The organism is Tautonia rosea (assembly GCF_012958305.1).
In the GTDB taxonomy this organism is placed as follows: Bacteria; Planctomycetota; Planctomycetia; order Isosphaerales; family Isosphaeraceae; genus Tautonia; species Tautonia rosea.
Genome location: NZ_JABBYO010000015.1, coordinates 18,238 through 36,915, shown reverse-complemented (window position 1 = coordinate 36,915; position 18,678 = coordinate 18,238). Strand labels below are relative to the sequence as shown.

General features: G+C 60.0%; 17 protein-coding genes. 9 read left to right on the top strand and 8 right to left on the bottom strand.

Annotated features, from left to right (window positions below):
- The first annotated feature begins 19 nt into the window (after window positions 1–19).
- The 3 genes from folK (at window position 20) to HG800_RS21740 (ending at window position 2,866) form a co-directional block, all read left to right on the top strand.
- The gene (gene folK / locus HG800_RS21750) at window positions 20–1,129 is read left to right on the top strand and encodes a 2-amino-4-hydroxy-6-hydroxymethyldihydropteridine diphosphokinase (protein WP_169979465.1); all 1,110 of its coding nucleotides are present in this window, start codon (window positions 20–22) and stop codon (window positions 1,127–1,129) included.
- Between the two features lie 102 nt (window positions 1,130–1,231).
- Window positions 1,232–1,726 carry an SsrA-binding protein SmpB gene (smpB, locus tag HG800_RS21745; RefSeq protein WP_169979463.1) on the top strand — a complete coding sequence of 165 codons (495 nt, stop codon included), beginning with the start codon at window positions 1,232–1,234 and terminating at the stop codon, window positions 1,724–1,726.
- 30 nt (window positions 1,727–1,756) lie between these two features.
- On the top strand, window positions 1,757–2,866 hold the full coding sequence (locus HG800_RS21740) for a DnaA/Hda family protein (protein WP_169979461.1): 1,110 nt from the start codon (window positions 1,757–1,759) through the stop codon (window positions 2,864–2,866).
- Between the two features lie 19 nt (window positions 2,867–2,885).
- Here the strand turns inward: HG800_RS21740 and glgB are convergent, their stop codons facing one another.
- Entirely contained in the window at window positions 2,886–5,138 is a 2,253-nt protein-coding gene (gene glgB / locus HG800_RS21735; RefSeq protein WP_169979459.1) for a 1,4-alpha-glucan branching protein GlgB, read from the bottom strand.
- A 345-nt stretch (window positions 5,139–5,483) separates the two neighbouring features.
- Between glgB and HG800_RS21730 the strand changes: the two genes are divergently transcribed.
- The 3 genes from HG800_RS21730 (at window position 5,484) to HG800_RS21720 (ending at window position 9,267) form a co-directional block, all read left to right on the top strand.
- Window positions 5,484–6,614, top strand: coding sequence for an ATP-binding response regulator (locus HG800_RS21730; RefSeq protein ID WP_169979457.1), 1,131 nt, complete (start codon window positions 5,484–5,486; stop codon window positions 6,612–6,614).
- A 234-nt stretch (window positions 6,615–6,848) separates the two neighbouring features.
- The gene (locus HG800_RS21725) at window positions 6,849–8,819 is read left to right on the top strand and encodes a sensor histidine kinase (RefSeq protein WP_169979455.1); all 1,971 of its coding nucleotides are present in this window, start codon (window positions 6,849–6,851) and stop codon (window positions 8,817–8,819) included.
- Window positions 8,809–9,267, top strand: coding sequence for a response regulator (locus HG800_RS21720; protein ID WP_169979453.1), 459 nt, complete (start codon window positions 8,809–8,811; stop codon window positions 9,265–9,267). The genes HG800_RS21725 and HG800_RS21720 overlap by 11 nt, the downstream gene beginning before the upstream one ends.
- A 9-nt stretch (window positions 9,268–9,276) precedes the next feature.
- Here the strand turns inward: HG800_RS21720 and HG800_RS21715 are convergent, their stop codons facing one another.
- The 5 genes from HG800_RS21715 to rpmA all read right to left on the bottom strand — a co-directional run bounded on the left by HG800_RS21715 (window position 9,277) and on the right by rpmA (window position 13,720).
- The gene (locus HG800_RS21715) at window positions 9,277–10,713 is read right to left on the bottom strand and encodes a sulfatase-like hydrolase/transferase (protein WP_206352388.1); all 1,437 of its coding nucleotides are present in this window, start codon (window positions 10,711–10,713) and stop codon (window positions 9,277–9,279) included.
- Between the two features lie 71 nt (window positions 10,714–10,784).
- On the bottom strand, window positions 10,785–11,339 hold the full coding sequence (locus HG800_RS21710; RefSeq protein ID WP_169979451.1) for a YqgE/AlgH family protein: 555 nt from the start codon (window positions 11,337–11,339) through the stop codon (window positions 10,785–10,787).
- 97 nt (window positions 11,340–11,436) lie between these two features.
- Window positions 11,437–12,240, bottom strand: coding sequence for a type III pantothenate kinase (locus tag HG800_RS21705; protein WP_169979448.1), 804 nt, complete (start codon window positions 12,238–12,240; stop codon window positions 11,437–11,439).
- 62 nt (window positions 12,241–12,302) lie between these two features.
- Window positions 12,303–13,346, bottom strand: coding sequence for a GTPase ObgE (gene obgE / locus HG800_RS21700; protein WP_169979446.1), 1,044 nt, complete (start codon window positions 13,344–13,346; stop codon window positions 12,303–12,305).
- A gap of 107 nt (window positions 13,347–13,453) precedes the next feature.
- Window positions 13,454–13,720, bottom strand: coding sequence for a 50S ribosomal protein L27 (rpmA, locus tag HG800_RS21695; RefSeq protein WP_169979444.1), 267 nt, complete (start codon window positions 13,718–13,720; stop codon window positions 13,454–13,456).
- Window positions 13,721–13,966: 246 nt separating this feature from the next.
- Between rpmA and HG800_RS21690 the strand changes: the two genes are divergently transcribed.
- From HG800_RS21690 to HG800_RS21680, 3 genes are read left to right on the top strand one after another with little or no spacing between them, the layout of a single operon-like run.
- Window positions 13,967–14,239 carry a WXG100 family type VII secretion target gene (locus HG800_RS21690; RefSeq protein WP_169979442.1) on the top strand — a complete coding sequence of 91 codons (273 nt, stop codon included), beginning with the start codon at window positions 13,967–13,969 and terminating at the stop codon, window positions 14,237–14,239.
- Window positions 14,240–14,256: 17 nt separating this feature from the next.
- Window positions 14,257–14,814: a hypothetical protein gene (locus tag HG800_RS21685; protein ID WP_169979440.1), complete on the top strand. Its 558-nt coding sequence runs from the start codon at window positions 14,257–14,259 to the stop codon at window positions 14,812–14,814.
- Between the two features lie 24 nt (window positions 14,815–14,838).
- Window positions 14,839–15,069: a hypothetical protein gene (locus HG800_RS21680; RefSeq protein ID WP_169979438.1), complete on the top strand. Its 231-nt coding sequence runs from the start codon at window positions 14,839–14,841 to the stop codon at window positions 15,067–15,069.
- A 13-nt stretch (window positions 15,070–15,082) separates the two neighbouring features.
- Here the strand turns inward: HG800_RS21680 and HG800_RS21675 are convergent, their stop codons facing one another.
- Together HG800_RS21675 and HG800_RS21670 are read right to left on the bottom strand one after the other, a co-directional pair.
- Window positions 15,083–17,017 (bottom strand): CocE/NonD family hydrolase, encoded by a 1,935-nt coding sequence (locus HG800_RS21675; RefSeq protein WP_169979436.1) that lies wholly within the window; start codon window positions 17,015–17,017, stop codon window positions 15,083–15,085.
- Window positions 17,018–17,147: 130 nt separating this feature from the next.
- Entirely contained in the window at window positions 17,148–18,614 is a 1,467-nt protein-coding gene (locus HG800_RS21670; RefSeq protein WP_169979434.1) for a neutral/alkaline non-lysosomal ceramidase N-terminal domain-containing protein, read from the bottom strand.
- Window positions 18,615–18,678 lie beyond the last annotated feature (64 nt).

Genomic DNA, 18,678 nt, shown 5'->3' with positions numbered 1-18,678 from the left:
CGGCTCGGGGGCGATCACGATGGGCAGCACCCTGGCCTTGATCGCCCTTGGCAGCAATCTCGGCGATCGCTCGCAGATTCTCGACCGGGCGCTCGCCGAAATCGCTCAATCGGACGGTGTCGTCGTCCGGGGTGTCAGCCGGTATCTCGAGACGCCCCCCGTCGGCGGTCCCGGCGGCCAGGGGGCCTTCCTCAATGCCGCCGCGGCGCTGGAAACCACGCTCGACCCGTTCGATCTCCATCGCCTCCTGATCGAGGTCGAGCACCACGCCGGACGGGTCCGCGAGGTCCGATGGGACGCCCGGACGCTCGACCTCGATCTGATCCTCTTCGGCGATCAGATCATCGATACTCCGGGCCTGATCGTTCCCCATCCACGCTTCGCCGTCCGTCGATTCGTCCTCGGGCCGCTGGCCGAGGTCGCGTCAGATGCCATCGACCCGTTGACCCGTCGAAGGGTGTCGGAGCTGCGGGACAACCTCGACCGTCGGCCGAGCTACGTAGTCCTTGACGGTGCTTCCCCCGCCGTCTTTTCCCGGGTCGTTGCGGGACTCTCCGCCGCCGGATTCGCGTGGTGCAACTGGTTGCCGGAAGATTTCGACGAGGAAGCCGGGCCGGAGCGACTGACGGGCAACGACGCCTCGACCCTGCTCCGCGAGGCCGCTCGCGAACTACTCCAGGAACGGTGGTCGGCCGATTACTGGGGGGATCGCTGGATCGTGACCGACCTCTGGTTCGATCGCCTCGCCCATCTCCCCGAGCGATCGACCGACCTCGATCGCGATGCATTCCTCGCGACCATGGCCGAATTGCGCCGAGGCGTCATCCCGCCGACCTTCGTCGCCGCAACGGGCCAGGCGTGCTTTTTCGGAACGACCGCAATTGACCCGGAGGAACCCCTCTCCCGATGGGCTAATCGGCGTTCTAGTTCGTACTCGATCGGATACGATACACCGATCCTGCGGATTCGTGAGGAAATACCCGGCAGTTTCCAGGAACGCTGGCGGGAAGCCTGGCAGGCCGGTGACATGCCACGGGCCGAGGTTCTTGTTCAAGAAGAAGGTGTCAGGATTGCCGAGGAGATCCTCGCCGCCTGCGAGGCATCACGAGCCGGATTCGGCGCGGGATGAACGACGCACCTTGCCCCAACTCAGATGCGACCTTTACAATTCGATCACACGATACAGGTTTGGTCCGGGCTTCCCGGAACCTCGATTGAGAAGGACGCTTCGATGGCGAAGAAGGGCGGCGACAAATCGAGGGATTCAAAGGCGGATGCCATTCAGGTCGTCGCCCGGAACCGTCGCGCCCGGTATGAGTTCGACCTTCTGGAAAAGGTCGAGGCGGGGATCGTCCTGAAGGGGACGGAGGTCAAGAGCCTGCGCAACGGCAAGGCGAGCCTGGAAGAATCCTACGCTGGGCTCGACCGGGGCGAGGCCTGGCTCTACGGCGTCGACATTCCCGAATACGTCGAAGCGAACCGGATGAACCACACACCCAAGCGCCCCCGGAAGCTCCTCCTCCACCGCCGGGAGATCGATCGCCTCAAGACCAAGGCGAGCGAGAAGGGGCTGACGATCGTCCCCCTGCAGCTTTATTTTAAGAACGGCATCGCCAAGGTCGAGATCGCCATCGCCCGCGGCCGCAAGCTGCACGACAAACGCGAGGCAATCAAATCTCGGGAGACCAAGCGCGACATCAATCGCGCCCTTCGCGAGCGATCCTGACCTTGATCAGATGGGTTCGAGGCCGGACGGATGGAGACGCCGATACCCTTCGATCAACTCAACCGTTCCGCGCCCGATCCGCCTCGATCGGGACCGTGGGACGGTTTTCTCGTCGGCCCGGAGAACGAACTCGCCCAGGCCGCGATTCGGGAACTCGCACGAGGGCAGAACGACCGATCACCTTTGGTGCTCGTCGGCCCCTCGGGATCGGGAAAAACCCGATTGCTTGAAGAATTGATCGCAGATTGCATCGCTCGAAGGCCAAACGCCGCGGTGGCCCTGATGCCCTCCGAGGTCTTCGTCGATGCCTGCCATCGGGCCGCGGATCGGGACACCCCAGCCGCCTGGGCCGAGTTGCGTCGGAGTGTTCGGGAGGTCGATCTGCTGGCGATCGACGATTTGCACGGGATCTCGCGTTCGCCGCTCTCCTTGGCGGAACTCGAACCAACACTTGATGCGCTTGATGCCGCAGGAGCCTCGGTTGCGGTCTCCCTTCGGAACGATCCGGGACGCTGGGCCGGATGGCCCCGACGTCTGGCCGATCGGCTCCAGGTCGGTTTGACCGTAAGACTCGATCGACCCGGCCCCGCCACCCGACGCCGTTATTTGCTCGATCAGGTGAGGCGACTCGGCCTGACGGCGACTGCTGAAGCCCTCGACGCGCTGGCTGAGTCCGCCGAGGGATACCGACTGATCGACGGCTGGCTTGCCCGCGTTGCACTGATGGCTCGATTGGATCGCCGTCCAATCGATCTTGCACTCGTGAACACCTTGATTCATGAGGACCAATTCGCGAATGCCTCTGTCTCGATCGCCCAGATCACTCAGGTGGTGGCCCGATCGTTTGGTCTTCGCCCCCGCGACCTTCGATCATCCAGTCGTCGAGCCACCCTCGTCGAGGCGAGGCATCTCGCGATTCTCCTCGCCCGAGAACTCACCGGGGCCAGCTATGCTGACCTCGGTAAGGCGTTTGGTGGCCGCGACCCGAAAACGATTCGACATGCCTGCCTTGCCACCACTCGTCGAATCGCGGACGACCCCGCACTCGCAAGTGTTGCAGAGGCAATCCACCGGCAATGGCCAATGGCAGTCACTGGCCGAAACTCGACCGGGTCATCGGAATCGCTTCCGCAGACCTGACAAGATCAGCTTGGCCCCTCTACTCAGGCTTGAGAATCACCACGGCCAGCGGAGGAAGGGTTAGGTTGAGGAAGCACGGTCGCCCGGCGTGGTGTTCATTGATGGCTTGAAGGTAGCCGTGATTACCGGCATTCGAACCGCCATACAGGGAAGAATCCGAGTTGAAGACCTCGCGGTAGCCTCCTCCCCGAGGAACTCCGATTCGGTAATTTTCGCGCAGGCACGGGGTGAAGTTGCACACGACCACGAGTTCGTCACCGGGATGCTTCCCTTTTCGGAGGAACGCCAGAACACTGTTCTCCCAGTCGTGCAGCTCCAACCAGTCGAACCCCTGCCAATCAAAGTCGATCTCGTGAAGGGCTCCCTCCGACCGATATATCCGGTTCAGGTCAGCGACCATTCGCTGAAGCCCTTGATGGTCGGCCCACTGGAGGAGGTGCCAGTCGAGGCTTTCCGACTCATTCCACTCACGCCACTGGCCGAATTCTCCCCCCATGAACAGAAGTTTCTTGCCGGGATGCGTCCATTGGTAGGAGAGCAAGAGCCGGAGGTTGGCCACCTTTTGCCACATATCACCGGGCATCTTGTCGAGCAATGATCGCTTTCCGTGCACGACCTCATCGTGGGAAAGCGGGAGCATGAAGTTTTCGCTAAATGCGTAAACAAGACTAAACGTCAGCACTCCATGCTCATATTTCCGATAAACCGGATCCTTGGAGATATAGCGAAGCGTGTCGTTCATCCAGCCCATATTCCACTTCAGGCTGAACCCGAGCCCGCCGACGTACGTCGGACGGGAGACACCTGGAAAGGCGGTCGACTCCTCGGCGATGGTCAGAACGCCGGGGAACTGGGCATGCGCGGCCTCGTTGAACTTCTTGAGAAAGTCGATCGCTTCGAGGTTCTCGTTGCCGCCGAAAGCGTTGGGAACCCACTCGCCGGGATTTCGGCTGTAATCGAGATAGAGCATCGACGCAACGGCATCGACCCGAAGACCGTCGATGTGATACTTGTCCAGCCAAAACAGAGCGTTTGCAAGGAGATAATTGCGAACCTCGGAGCGCCCGAAGTTGTAAATCTTGGTACCCCAGTCGCGGTGTTCGCCTAGTCTCGGATCTTCATGCTCGTACAGGTGGGTTCCGTCAAAATACCCCAGCCCGTGGAGGTCTCTGGGGAAGTGTGCAGGGACCCAGTCGATGATCACGCCAATTCCGTGGCGGTGCATCGTGTCAACGAACTGGGCGAAGTCATCGGGAGAGCCGAACCGAGAGGTGGGGGCGTACAATCCAACAGGTTGATAGCCCCAGGAGCCGTCGAAGGGGTGCTCGTTGATCGGTAACAACTCGACGTGCGTGAATCCCATCTCATTGACGTAATGAGCGAGTTGTTCCGCCAATTCCGCGTATGAGAGATAGTCTCCTTGCTGTTCAGCGCGGCGTTTCCAGGAACCGAGATGCACCTCGTACACCGAGATCGGCGCGTCGAGGCCTTGGTTCTGCGTCCGATGTCCCATCCATTCGGCGTCGTTCCAGCGGAAGTGGTCGACATCCCAGACAATCGAGGCGGTTTGAGGTCGGCGTTCGGCATAAAAGCCGTATGGGTCTGACTTTGAAACTAGGTAGTTATTGTATCGACTCTTGATCTCGTACTTGTAGACTTCTCCTGGCTGGAGGTCCGGGATGAAGATTTCCCAGAGTCCCGTCGGCCCGAGGTTGCGCATCGGGTGGCGGCGACCATCCCAGTGATTAAAGTTACCGACGACACTGACCCGCTGGGCATTGGGAGCCCAAAGGGCAAAGTGAACCCCTCGAATGCCGTCGATCTCTCGAATGTGCGCTCCAAGCTTCTCGTAGGAACGTAAATGGTTCCCTTCACCGAGCAGATAGATGTCGAAGTCCGACAGCACCTGGCCAAACCGATAGGGATCGACCACTTGCCAGCGATGTCCTTCGCCGTTCTCGATCGCGAGTCGATAGGGGATTGCCGAGGATCGATTCGGAATGACCAGCTCAAACAGTCCTTCCGGATGAAGCCGATTCATCGCGATCAACGAGCCGGGTTCGCCTCCGGTCAGGTCGACCACCCAGGCGCGTGCCGCATCCGGAAGTAAGGCCCGAATCGCCAGGTGCGATCGGCCGTTGGCGTTTATTACATGAGGACCGAGCACCCCGAACGGATCCCAGTGGCTTGCATGAATGAGTTGCTCAATGTCGGACAAGTGCAGCGTCGGTGTCGAAACGGAGGAAGCATTTGGATGGGTCGTCGTGCTCATGATTTTTTCAAGGTTCACTGGGGTCCGTATCGATCCGCCGTCCTCGGAGTTCAAGCCCGGCTGACTTGTCAGTAGGCTAGTCATCCAAGCACTAGGCTGCAACCTCAATGCCAAGAACCGCCTCAGGCGGACGATTGATCGCAAGAGGCTGCTATGCCATGATGAGAAGAATCGCTTCGGACAGGAGAACTTGGTACTGAGGGTGCCGATTCGGTTCGTTGCCCCGGATTCGCAACACCGCGCATCGAGCCGGATACGTGGTGGCCCAAGGAAAGTCCAGAACGACGAGTTCCCGCAGCTCACCGGGTGAGATGGGTTTGAAGACCGGCTCGCGGACGCAATGGAATGAGCGACGTACTGATCGTCGACGACAGCCCAACGGACCGAGCGTATTTCCGGACCCTTCTTCGACGGGCCGACTTCCGTGTCTACGAAGTCGACACCGGAAGTCAGGCCATTGCTGCAGCGCAGTCGATCCGCCCCCACGCCGTGATCCTCGACATCAACCTCCCTGACATCGACGGTCATCATGTCTGCCGGGCCCTGCGGGCCGACCCGATGATTAGTGGCATCCCCGTCTTGATGCTCACGGTCCGAGACCACGAAGCCGATGTCCTTGCCGGACTTGAGGCCGGGGCCGACGACTATGTTCCCAAGGACGCCGCTCCCGAGGTGATCCTCGCCAGGGTGCGACGCCTCTGTCGCTACCGGCAGATGGCCAACACCTCGTTGCTCAACGAGCAAATGGCGCAAATTGGTCGACTGCTCGCCGGCATCGTCCACGAAATTCGAGGGCCGCTCGGCGTGATTCGAGGAAACGCCGAGTTAATGCGGATGCAATTGAAAGCAGATGACCCGGCCATCCGTTTTGCCGACCCGATCATTCGAAGCGTCCAGCTCTTACAGGTCCGTCTCGAGCATTTGATGGCGACCGTCCGCGGCGGTCCCCCGGTTCTGCGTCCCCTCGACCTCGAACCGCTTCTCCGCGAGGCCATCGATTACTTTCGCAAGGGTTCTGATCCGAAACAGGGACATGTTGAACTGCTCGTTGAGCCGGCTCCAGAGGGTCTCCCACCAATTCGAGCCGACGCGGGCCGTCTGCTTCAGGTCTTGCTCAATCTCATGACCAACGCTCGGGAAGCGATTCTCTCGAACTCCTCGGAAGGAACGATCCGGCTCCGCCTCATTCCTCGATCCGAGGCCGATCGACCAGGAGTTTCTATCGAGGTCCTCGACAGCGGCCCCGGCATTCCCGAAGTCGTGATGCCCCGAATCTTCGAACCCTTCTTCACGACCAAGGACACCGGCACGGGATACGGCCTATATCTCTCCGCCGAGATCCTCCAGGAGCACGGAGGGCGGCTCTCCGTTCGAAATTCTCCCGATGGAGGTGCCTGTTTTTCCCTCTGGCTGCCTGATTCGACTGCAATTCCCGCTCCTCACGTCCCGCAGCACCTTTCGACGGAAACATCCTAGCTTCACAGGGTGTTGATCTGCCCAAGGGGTTTGAGCAACGCAGGGCCTTCCCATAATTTTGGCGACAAACGCTTTCCGGCCAATCACTCCTCGCCGTTGACCGATCGAGGCAAACGAATGACCTGGACCGGAGAAGGTCGGAATTTCGCATTCACTGGTCCGAGAGTGCTGGCAGCAACGGCCTTGCTGAGCAGTTCGATCACCCTCCTTGCACTGATCGGAAGCCTTTTCGGAATGCCATCGATTCTCGTGGGAGGGCTTATCGGAGCAGCGCTGATGCTCCCGCTCGGTCTTGGCCTCGGACTGATCGTTGAACGTCGCCGTTGGCTTCACCCCGTACTCCTGATGACCGAGCACCTCACGGCTCGGATCGAAGGGCTTCACCCGGCCCGAGCACTGCCCTCACCGGCCTCCGAGTTCGACACGCACCCGGCTCTCGTCGAATTCCACCGAACAATCGGGCAATACGATGCCTCGATGGCCCGAAGCCGCACCCGCCAAGAACCCTCGCTCTCCCTCCCAGCACGAGAAGCGCTGACACGGAGCGGGCTGTTCGATCCTCCCTCGGACATCGATGGCGGCGACGGTTCTTCCGCGATCTTCGAGACCCGAGACATGGTGGGACGGCTTGCGCCGGAGTCACTGCGATGGACCGAGGTAAGCCCCGCCCTTCAGACCTTCCTTGGTGCCGGAGTCGATCGCCTCAGGAAACTCTCGATCCTCGATCTGCTCCATCCAGACGATCGAGTTCCCGCGACCCGGGAACTCCGACACGCCTCGAGTAAAGGAGAGGCGCTCGGCCTGATCCACCGGATCTCCACCCTGGGGGGGAATCGCAGGGTGGTCGAGCTGAACGTCTCCACCCGATACGACGTTGAAGGGTCGGTGGTCTATCTCCGTTGCCATGTCACGGACATCACCAATCGCATCCGGGCTCGTCGCAGAGAGCGCAAGCGGACCGAGGAACTCCAGCAACTGAATCGAACGCTTCAATTAACGAATCAGGCCCTCGCCGATCTGAAAGATCGCTACAGCGACCTCTATCAGAACGCTCCGGCCATGTATTTCAGCCTTGACCAGGAGGGAAACCTCCTGGTCTGCAACGAAACGCTGCTCCGAACCCTCGGTTACGATCGACGTTCAATCCTGGGTCGGCCTTATCTCGAATTACTTCCCGAGGAGCTTCGCCCTTCCTTCCGGGGTCGTTTTGCCCAGTTTCTCAAGGAAGGGCGCATCGAGGTGGAAAGTCAATGGCGGACTCGGGATGGCCGCTTGATCGACGTCTTCGTGACCGCCGTGGCGGTACGAGACTCCAGAGGCCGCTTGATCCATTCTCGAAGCGTGGCCCAGGACATCACCGCCCGGAAACAACTCGAAGCGGAGTTACGCCGCAACAACGAGCGGCTCGCGCGGATCAACGACGAACTGTCCCGAAAAAACACGGAGCTTGACGAATTCTCCTATGTGATCTCTCATGATCTACAGGAGCCGATTCGAACCTTGATCGCCTTCTCCGGGTTTTTAAAACACGATTACGCCGATCGGCTCGACGACCAAGCCCGAGAGTACCTCGATTACCTGACCGAGGCTTCGACGCGAATGCGGACCTTAATCCGCGATCTCTTGGAACTCTCAAGGGCTGGCCAGTCGACGTTGGAATTCCATCCCGTCTCGCTCGACGATCTGCTGGCAACACTTCGAATTGACTTTGCCGAGCTGATTCGCAGCCGACGTGCCGAGGTCCTATCCCTGAGCCCCTTGCCGACTGTCTGGGGCGACCGGACCCGCCTCGGTCAGCTCTTTGGCAACTTGATTGGGAATGGACTCAAATATAATGAATCAGACTCCCCTCGTGTCGAGGTAGGAGTTTCCGTAGGAACCCTCCCGAAACGAGGGCACCGAGTCACCATCATGGTCCGGGACAATGGAATCGGGATCGATCCCCAGTATCACGAAACGATTTTCCAGATGTTCCGGCGTCTTCATCCTCGGGACCGCTATGAGGGCACAGGAGCCGGTCTGGCGATCTGCCAGAAGATTGCCCATGCTCATGGTGGTCGCCTCTGGGTCGAAAGTCGGCCCGGGAACGGATCAACCTTCTTCGTGGATCTTCCCCTGGTTCCATCCACGCTGAAATCGGGAATTCCAGACGCCGAACCCCGTCAGTCAGTCTCCTCCTCGGACACTGCGATTCATGTCCGCTGAGTTTCATCTGCTTCTGGTCGAGGACAGTTCTCCCGACGTGCTCATCCTCCGACGGGCCCTTGCGGATGTCGGCTTCAGGCATCGCTTGACCGTTCTCTCCGATGGTGGCTCGGCGATGGCATATCTGGATCGTTTGAGTGTCCCCTCCTGTTCACCCGACCTGATCCCCGACCTCGTTTTGCTCGATCTGAACCTTCCGGGACCGAGTGGATCGCAGATCCTCGCTCGACTGAAAAGTGACCCCCTGCTTCGAGCCATTCCGGTCGTCGTGATGACGACCTCAAGCCGAGACGAAGACGTCTGGCGGAGCTATCAGGCGGGGGCGAATACGTTTATCCAGAAGCCGGGTGATTTCCAGCGCTTCCGGGAGCTGGCTGCCTCGTTTCGACGCTACTGGGAGGAAACGGCCATTCGCCCTCCTCGAAGACCGCCGGTCGGAGACCGTTGAGCTTTCCCCTCAACGTCGACGATCCATCCGAGTACTCGGCGGTGGCATCTCGGCATTGCGCGTGTTCCAGAGCTGGGCGAGGGATTCAACCACCTCCGGATGCTCGGCGGCACGGTCGAGCGTCTCAGCGGGATCACTGGCCAGATCAAACAGTTGCCAGGAGGACTCGGGGCCGGACCGTTGATCCCTGACCAACTTCCAGTCCCCCACTCGAATCGCTGCGAGGGGGCCCATGCGCCACCAAAGCACCCGATCCTCTGGTACCGCCACGGCTTCGGTCAGCATCGGCAACAGGTTGATCCCGTCAAAGGTGCGATCTTCAGGCAGCGCAAATCCCGAAGCGTCGCAAATGGTCGGGAACAGGTCGAGCGTCGAGACTGGCCGGGGTTCAACCTGTCCAGCCGGAAGGTGTCCGACCCATCGGGCAAGAAAGGGAACGCGGAGACCCCCTTCGAAAAAATCGCCTTTGCCACCTCGGAGCGGACGATTGCTGGAGGTTAGCTCCCGGGTCGCGCCTCCGTTGTCACTGACGAAGACCACGAGGGTCCGGCGGTCAAGCCTCTCGTCGCGCAATGCTTCAAGAACCTGGCCTACCCCTTGGTCCAGACGAGACAGCATTCCCGCGAAAATTCGACGTTGGATGTCCTCCAGGTGAGAAAACCGTTCCACATCCTCGACCCTGGCCTGCATCGGACTATGAACGGCATTGTACGCCAGGCAGAGGAAGAATGGACGCTCCGCGTGGCGACGGATGAACGCAACTGCCTCCCGAGAGAAGACCTCGGTCAGATCGCCATCGACCTCAACGGGCTGGCCATCCCTCAACATCGGATTGTCGGCGTCGTAGGGAGGTTCGTCGTGCCCCATGTGGGTCGAAATCGCGAGGCGGCCATCCGGGCGAATCCAGCGTCCCGTTCCACCATCGGGCAGCGTCCGGCGACGAAGCCAGGTGACCATTCCGTCATGGGGTACAGAAGTGTAATAGTGCCCTTCATGGCGGAATCCAAAAAAGGTATCAAATCCGTGACGCATCGGGTGATGGGGGCTGGTGCCTCCAAGATGCCACTTGCCGATCAGGGCCGTCGCATATCCGGCTGAGCGAAGGTGTGACGCCAGGGTCAATTCCGAAGCCGGCAGGCCGACTCCCGGTTGATCGTTAAGCGCACCGACCGGGTTCAGGTCGCAGCCGAAGCGGTTCTGATCCCGCCCGGTCAGCAAACCCGCACGGGATGGACTGCAATAGGAGGCGGTCACATAGCCACTGGTAAACCGGATTCCCTCAGCTGCAATCGAATCAATGTGCGGGGTAGGCACCTCGGAATTTCCCTGGCACCCCAGCTCTCCATAGCCGAGATCATCAACAACGATCAGCACCACATTCGGGCGATCCTCCGCCCGGGCATGCATCGGAATCCCCAGAACGAACGCCATCAATAGAGTGCGCACCGGGCAGTCCTCTCCAGCGCGAATGACACGGGTCGGTACCGCTCACAAACGATCCGCCGATCGATCGCGCGTTAATTCAGAGTGGGATCGTTGGGGAGATCCGGCAGTCCCAACGCTCCGGCCAGCAGGTTCGCCGAAACGCGTCGCATCAGCGTTTCCCAGAGAGAGGCATCGCCACCTTCAAGGGCAAGGGAGCTGTCGGCAGGAATCACCCGCCACGAGTCCTCAGCCAGTTCCATCTCAAGCTGGCCGGCTCCCCAACCGGCATAGTTGGCCAGGAAGACCGAGGGTTCGACCCGAAGCTGAATCAGTTCCTGGATCTTGTCCGGGTCGATGGTGGTGTAAAGACCTTCGATGACGGATTGATCCGAGAGTGCTTCGACCGCATGCAGCACCATGAGGGGCCCGGGGACGGGGCCTCCCAGAAAGATCGGCTTGTCCCAGTCATCAGGCTCGTTGAAGACCTTCCGAGAAATCTCGGCGATGGTGGCACCTGTCGGGCGGTTCAGGATGACCCCGGCCGCACCGGTTTCGGAGTGCTCAACCATCAACAAGACAGTCCGAACGAAGTTCGGGTCGGCCAGGGAATTCGATGCGATGAGGAAGTTTCCCTTGAGGCTCGTCATCGCCTTCAGATCCCGGTGCCAAGGAGAAGAAGCAGGCGGAAGGTAGCCCCGTCGCAACTGGGGCGAGCCACGTTCACTCGGTGCGGAAAAGGGGATTCTAACGGCTGAACGGAGTCGCGTCGATTGGGTGGTCTGGCCCTCGGAATCCTGCCAACGCCGCCCCCATCAAGACCAGGTCTGGCTCGATTTGAACTCCGGCTCCAGAGACTCGTGGTCCCAGAATCGGCGCATCCCCCCCCGTCCAGATCACCCAGGGTTCCGGATTCAGCCCCTCACCTTGTCGAGCGATCAGCTCCCGAATTGTCCCGACGGCTCCCCAGAGAAGTCCTGCTTCCAGCGCAGGGAGTGTCGACGCTCCCCATGCCGGAGTCGGGCGTTCCGGATCGAGAGGCAAGGCGCTCGGCAGTTGTGCGGTTCCCGATTGTAGCGCTCTTGAAGCAAGACCTGGACCGATGGCAATGGCCCCCCCAAGCCAGCATCCCTCCGGATCGATGCGCTCGACCGTAATCGCCGTGCCACACTGGACCACGATTCCCGGGCCGACTTGCCCGGCGTGATCGAGGGCCGCCAGCACCGCGAGGGCTCGATCGGCCCCCGTCTGCTCGGGAGCCTCGAGCCGATGGTTCAACGACACATCGGCCGCCGATCGAAACCATTGGATCGGTCCGATTCCGGAACGTTCAAGCCAGGCTCCAAGCCGATCGGCGATCGGCGGATTGACCGAAGCGATCGCCGCAGGACTCGGGGACTGCTCTGACACCAGGCGATTGATCGAGGTCTGCCAGGCCCCGTAATCGTCCACCGCCGTCGCGAAAGAGTCGATGATCCGGCCTCGGTGGTCAAGACGCCCCCACTTCAGCCGGGTGTTGCCGACATCAATCACAAGTCGGTCGGGGGACACAACGCCCTCCGGGCAGAGTTAAAGACGAGAATGCCGTTCTCCTGATCCGTTCGGGCCAACGCTCAAGGGTCTTCGAGCACTTCCGGGGATGAGGGAGCTTCCTCCTCTCCCAACTGCGCTCGGACTCGTTGAAGCACGTCGAGGATCCGACTGATAAGCTGTGGAATCCCTCGTCCCGTGACCGCGGAGAGGGTCAGTGGTTCGCGGCAGAGTTCGTGGGCAATCCGATCGACCGCCTCATCGGCCCCGGTCACGTCGAGTTTCGAAAGCACGAGGATCTCGGGTCGGTTTGCCAGGGCCGGGCTGTACTGTTCCAGCTCGTTCCGGATGGTCCGGTAATTCTCGACCGGATCGGACCCGTCGATCGGCACAGCCTCGACCAGATGCACCAGCACCTTGGTCCGCTCCACATGGCGGAGAAACTCGTGTCCCAGGCCGTGCCCCTGGTGTGCTCCCTCGATTAGGCCGGGAATATCGGCGACGATGAATGCGTCGTCCTCAACAACCACCGCCCCGAGATTCGGGTACTTGGTCGTGAAGGGGTAATCAGCGATCTCGGGGTGTGCCCGGCTGATCCGGGAGAGCAAGGTCGATTTGCCGGCGTTCGGCAATCCGATCAGGCCGACATCGGCGATTACCTTCAATTCCAGGTCGATCGAGCGTTCCTCTCCCGGCTGCCCCGGCTCGACCTGGCGAGGCGCTCGATTGATCGAGGACTTGAAATGCTCGTTTCCGTGCCCCCCTTTTCCACCTCGGGCCACCACGACGTAATCGCCAGGAGACTTCAAGTCCCGAAGAACATGGCCGTGAGTGTGGTCGCGGACAATCGTTCCCGCCGGAACATCGATATAGACCGTCTCGGCGCTTTTACCGTCCCGGCTGCTTCCCATCCCATGCTGCCCACGCTCGCCCCGGAAGTGACGCATGCCGGAAAGGTGGGCCAGGTTCGTCAGGCCTTCCACGGCGCGGACGATCACATGAGCGCCGTGGCCGCCATCGCCCCCGTTAGGCCCCCCCCGAGGGACGTATTTCTCCCGGCGGAAGCTGAGGCAACCGTTCCCGCCATCGCCACCTTTGACGTGAAGCGTCACCCGATCGACAAACATTCGTCCCTCTGAGACGCAAGACGCCCGGCGTCCACTTTCCCCTCAGGGATCGGCCGCCGGGCATCCAATCGCGGTTCAAGCAGAATCGGGGCTCAATGAGCCGAAACTCAGGCGTGAGCGTGACCGTTGGAGGACGGAATCACATTGATCCGACGACCATCCTGATCAAAGTGAACCTTGCCCTCGGTCAAGGCAAAAATGGTCCAGTCGCGACCGACCCCAACGTTCTTCCCAGGCCGCCACTTCGTGCCGTGCTGCCGGCAAATGATCGCGCCCGCCTTGGCAAGCTGACCACCAAAAAGCTTGATTCCCAGCCGCTGGGCATTCGAATCGCGGCCGTTGCGGCTGGAGCCCTGACCTTTCTTGTGAGCCATCGCGGTATGACCTTGCTTCTCTCTTCGAAATCGAAACGCCTTGCTCCGACCACTTGCTTCAGGTGATCGGCGCGGGGCGAACCGAGATGGCCCCGCCAGAACATTGAATTCTACCGAACTCGATCGACTTCGAGCAAGACAAGCTCACAAAGGCGGGCCGAGCCGATACCTTTACAGTCTCTCAAACGGATCGGTAGTCTGGATTCCTAAAGAACCCGCCTCGCTCCTCGCTCGGAGCCCGTCATCATGCCGCAAGCTCACGTTGATCCGGCTGAACTTCGCCGTTTTGCTCAGAGTCTCAAGCAATTCAACAATGATCTCCAGAGCCGAATGACTGTCCTCAACGGTCAGTTGAACAATCTCGGTTCCACCTGGAGAGACCGCGAGCATGACAAGTTCGCGGAGGAGTTTCGACAGACGATGAATGTCGTCTCCCGATTCATCCAGCTTTCCGAGACCCACGTCCCCTTCCTGATGAAAAAAGCCGAGAAGATCGAAGACTATCTCCAGCAACGCTAACGCAGGAGCCGGCACCGATGGCCGAGCAAGCCCGCGTCCAGTCGATCGAGGCCCTCAATCGTTTCCGGGCCGCGGTCGCCGAGTTCGGTGACGGTGCTCGGAATGCCCTGGGCGGGATCGACATCGAGCTTCGTCGCGTCCGGGACTGGCTCGAACACGAACAGCCACGCTACTGGAAAAGTCAAATCAAGCTCTGGGACCAGCGCATGGCCGAGGCCCGCGCGGCCCTTCACCGGAAAAACCTCCAGCGGACCGACGGCTTCGTTCCCGATGTGACCCAGGAGAAAGAAGCCCTCCGTCTCTGCAAAATGCGGATTGAACAGGCCGAACGCAAACTCGCCTCGATCCGTCGTTGGGTTCCTCAGTTCCAGCACGCCCTGGCAGAATATCAAGGGAGGACCCGGAGCCTGGCCGATGCCGCTTCAATCGACATCGCTCGAATGCTCGCCATGCTCGACCGCATGATCACGGCGCTCGAAGCCTATGTCAGCACCGCTCCCCCCCGCGATCACTCCGGCATGCCTTCGGCTCTGCCTCCAGATCCGTCCTCCGGGCCTCCCGAAACCACCTCGTGATCTCCCGACGGAGCCCTCGTCGCCATGCGTCCCACAAACATTACGGCGGGCGGTGCCAAACTCCAGCACGATCTGAAGGCACTTCGAGCAAAATGGGATCAGACACGAGACGAATGGGATGACGCCGTCAGCCGCGATTTCGAGGCCAAGCAACTTGTCCCCCTCGAACAGGCCGTCGCCCAGGCCATGCATGGAATCGACGGCCTGTCCCAGTTCCTTTCCCGGATGATCAAGGAAATTGGCCCCGAGGAGTAAACCCGCCCCTCGCTTACTCCGCTTCCCCGGGAAGCAACGAGATCTCCAGATGGCTGGGGAACTCTGGCGAGTGATACACCCGATGCGTCTGCCGGGTAAAGTCAGCCTCGTCGGCCTCAAAGATATTAGGCACGAACGTCTGGGGATTCCGATCAAAGAGCGGGAACCAGCTACTCTGAACGTGCACCAAAATCCGGTGCCCCTTCTTGAACGTGTGGAAGACATCCTGAAGGGTCAGTTCAACCGGGGTGACTTCGCCCGCAACGAATGGCTCGGGCGTTTCAAAGCTGTTGCGGAACCGTCCCCGGAGAATCTCTCCCCGAACGAGCTGCTCGTAATCGCCGAACTCGACTCCCTCGGGGGCATGCTCCTCCATCGGGTGATCGCTCGGATATTCGTCAATGAGTTTCACGACCCAGTCGGCGTCGGTACCGGTGGTCGAAACAAAGAGCCGGGCGATCATGGGGCCGGCGAGCGTCACATCCGATTCGAGAACTTCGGAACGAAACGACAGCACGTCGGGTCGTCGCGTGGCAAAACGCTGATCGTCGGTCATGTAGGCCCGGGGGGTCATGACGATCCGGATCTCCCCTGAGTCGGGTACCGGTGTGTTCGGATCACTGATGAATTCCGAAAAGGGCTGACGATCCTCGTCCTCCGGCGGATTGGCCGTGAGCGTCCTGTCGTTTCCGAAATACAGCTGGGCCGCCGTGACGGTTGCGGGAGGCCATTGATCAAACTCGTGCCACTGCTTTCGGCCGGTATCAAACGTCAACGCCTCGGGCAAGTCAGGACCAGGATCATCGGGATCATTACCTTCCTTGAGGAAATGACGGAAGAAACGCGCCTCGACCTGTTCCTGATACGATGAGGAGAGACCCTCACCAAAAGGAATGTTCCCTGTCACCTGGGGACCGTCCCCGTTTCGAGCCCAGTCACCATGCCCCCAGGGCCCCATGACCAGCATGTTAAAGGTTCCTGGATTCTCTCGCTCAATGGTCTGATAAATATTCAATGGCCCATACAGATCCTCCGCATCGAACCACCCCCCCACCGTCATCACCGCGGTCGAGAGCCCGTTCAAATGAGGGAGAATCGCCCGACGCTGCCAGAACTCATCGTAATTCGGATGCTCAACGATTTGCCTCCAGAAGAAGTTCTCCGGCCCATAATATCGCTCGGCATTTTTCAGTGGGCCAAGCTCCAGATAAAACTTGTAGCCGTCTCGCGTTCTCGGATCGATGATGTCGAACCACCTCGAATCCTGAGGTCCCGCTTTCTGATAGCCGAAGACCGGCGTGATTAGAAAATACGCGAGTGTGTAAGCACCATTGTGGTGAAAGTCGTCAAAGAAAAAGTCGGCAATCGGCGCCTGTGGCGAGGCTGCCACCAGCGCAGGATGCGCCTCGGGCAGCGCCGCAGCAGTGTAAAATCCGGGATAGGAAATCCCCCACATGCCGACCCGGCCATTGTGCCCTTCGACATGTTCCAGCAACCATTCGATTGTGTCGTACGCATCGGAACTTTCATCTATCGGCAATTCTCCGGGAACATGTGGCCTCATATTGTCATAGGTCCCTTCCGACTGAAAACGTCCCCGAACATCTTGATAAACAACGATGTACCCCTCTTCCATCATCGCCTTCGACGGCCCGATCACCGGTCGGTACTCATCCTCACCATAAGGGTTACAGCTATAAGGGGTACGGCTGATCAAAATCGGGTACGGGTTCTCTGCAGACGCATCACGTGGGTGATAAATCGCCGTGAAGAGACGAACCCCATCTCGCATCGGGATCAAATGCTCGGTCTTTTCGAATCGCTCCTCAACAATGATCGGGGCAGAATCGACGACTTGCTGACCGATCGCGAGCACTGGGAATCCGGCAAGCACGCCCGCAAACGCGAGCAGGTTCGAACGAAGTAGCGCAACGACGTAAGTGTTCATGAAGAATGGTGTCCGTCTCAGGAGTCTCGATCAGTCGATCAGGGAGTCTCATCTCCCGATCCGCTCCGATCATCGAACGTGTGCTCAGAGCGGCAGGATCGGTCGGGATCGCTCACGAAGGTATGAATTCTCAATGGTCTTGCAAGGCACCAAAGAGTTCGAGAATCCCGTCTCGAATCCTTTCCGAGGCGTCTCGCTCGACCCGATTGGTCCCAAACCAGGTTTCGTAACCTCCGAGGTCGTGATGGCGAGGGGTGGGAAGATAGCCGTACGATCCATTCGCCAGCTCAATGGTAAAGGTCTGTTCGAACGGACTTCGAGCTTTGAGCTCGAGCCCGGTTTCGACAAACACTTCGAACGGAATGGCAGCGATACCGACGCCTCCAATCCGAACGGCCTGAAGAAGAATCGAGACCTCTTCTGGAGCATCAACCGCTCGAAGAACGCGCTCTGCGTAGATCCGTTCAAGAGGGTGATCACGCGGAGCCTCTTCGGGCTTCGCCAACGTCCGTTGTGCGAAGTCTCGCAGTTCCTCGTCGGGAACTCGCGCCGCCAGGGTGAGTTCCCGAGTCACCGCCCCCAACGGAACCCAGGAGTGAAACGTGACCGATTGGTGTGCCTGATGGACCGCTTCTGCAACCTCATCAGCAACCTGGCGGATCTTCTCATACGGCTCCAGCCGTTGCCCAGTAGCACGAAAGTCGATGTTATTGATGTCTCCACTTGTTCCATTGCTCATGACACCCACGAAGGGCGGGTCAACCCGATCCGCGTCAAGCAACTGCCCGATGCGCTCGGCAAAGACCCCAAAATAATCGGCGGAGACATGGCCCGAGGGCACTCCCCCAACATAATGCAACGAATAGTTGGCCAGGAGCGCGATCGGCCGGCCATCGACTGCCTGAACCGAGAGAAAGACAACCTCAGGGTCGGTCGGGCCGGCGGGTTCTCTCAAGTCAGGAGTTGCCCGGGGAGGGTTCATCTTGACGCGGTCTGTTCCGCCGAACGGGTTCAGGATCTCGCGATCGGGGTTCAGGAACCAACGCCGGTTGAAGACTTGCCCAGGAACTTCAGCACGGCCCCAGCCGATTCTGGCAGGTTCAAGGTTGGCGGATGCTCGAACAACCCCATCGGCAATCCGACGCGCCAGAAAGGCGGGATAACCACTGAGATCGTCCATGGGAGCAAGTCGATCGAGCCCTCGGGCCGGAGTCGCCGAGTGCGTATGCGTCGAAGCAAGAAGGATGTGTTGACCAGGAATCCCACTTGACTCCTCTGCCAGGATTCGTGCCACGTCCAGAACGTCTCGGGCAATTCCCACATTATCGCAAAGGACGATGGCGATCCTTGTCTCGCCATCATCAAGCACCAGGCATCGAGCGTGCAGTTCGTCGTGAACATGAGTCGCCGGAGGAGCGTTCCAGTTGCCGACAATCGGCTCCCCCAGCGGAGGGGTGATGTTGCTCGTTGCTGCTCCCGCCCGGAAAACACGGTCCCCCTCCTGTCCGGCATGTGCGATTGAAACCGCCGTCAATCCCCAGGAGATCAAGAGGAACACGAGAGATCTTCGGCAACGATGAATTCGAGAAACATCCATACATTCAAACTCCTGTCCGTTCCTCGATCGAAGGTTCAGGTCTCGAAGCTTCGATGATGCGTCG

What these genes read in the sequence shown, in the direction of transcription:
- HG800_RS21685 (WP_169979440.1), top strand. Translation starts at nt 14,257, where the DNA reads ATGGCCGAGCAAGCCCGCGTCCAGTCGATCGAGGCCCTCAATCGTTTC.
- smpB (WP_169979463.1), top strand. Translation starts at nt 1,232, where the DNA reads ATGGCGAAGAAGGGCGGCGACAAATCGAGGGATTCAAAGGCGGATGCC.
- obgE (WP_169979446.1), bottom strand. Translation starts at nt 13,346, where the DNA reads ATGTTTGTCGATCGGGTGACGCTTCACGTCAAAGGTGGCGATGGCGGG.
- HG800_RS21730 (WP_169979457.1), top strand. Translation starts at nt 5,484, where the DNA reads ATGAGCGACGTACTGATCGTCGACGACAGCCCAACGGACCGAGCGTAT.
- HG800_RS21720 (WP_169979453.1), top strand. Translation starts at nt 8,809, where the DNA reads ATGTCCGCTGAGTTTCATCTGCTTCTGGTCGAGGACAGTTCTCCCGAC.
- HG800_RS21675 (WP_169979436.1), bottom strand. Translation starts at nt 17,017, where the DNA reads ATGAACACTTACGTCGTTGCGCTACTTCGTTCGAACCTGCTCGCGTTT.
- rpmA (WP_169979444.1), bottom strand. Translation starts at nt 13,720, where the DNA reads ATGGCTCACAAGAAAGGTCAGGGCTCCAGCCGCAACGGCCGCGATTCG.
- HG800_RS21670 (WP_169979434.1), bottom strand. Translation starts at nt 18,614, where the DNA reads ATGGATGTTTCTCGAATTCATCGTTGCCGAAGATCTCTCGTGTTCCTC.
- glgB (WP_169979459.1), bottom strand. Translation starts at nt 5,138, where the DNA reads ATGAGCACGACGACCCATCCAAATGCTTCCTCCGTTTCGACACCGACG.
- HG800_RS21710 (WP_169979451.1), bottom strand. Translation starts at nt 11,339, where the DNA reads ATGACGAGCCTCAAGGGAAACTTCCTCATCGCATCGAATTCCCTGGCC.
- folK (WP_169979465.1), top strand. Translation starts at nt 20, where the DNA reads ATGGGCAGCACCCTGGCCTTGATCGCCCTTGGCAGCAATCTCGGCGAT.
- HG800_RS21725 (WP_169979455.1), top strand. Translation starts at nt 6,849, where the DNA reads ATGCCATCGATTCTCGTGGGAGGGCTTATCGGAGCAGCGCTGATGCTC.
- HG800_RS21690 (WP_169979442.1), top strand. Translation starts at nt 13,967, where the DNA reads ATGCCGCAAGCTCACGTTGATCCGGCTGAACTTCGCCGTTTTGCTCAG.
- HG800_RS21680 (WP_169979438.1), top strand. Translation starts at nt 14,839, where the DNA reads ATGCGTCCCACAAACATTACGGCGGGCGGTGCCAAACTCCAGCACGAT.
- HG800_RS21740 (WP_169979461.1), top strand. Translation starts at nt 1,757, where the DNA reads ATGGAGACGCCGATACCCTTCGATCAACTCAACCGTTCCGCGCCCGAT.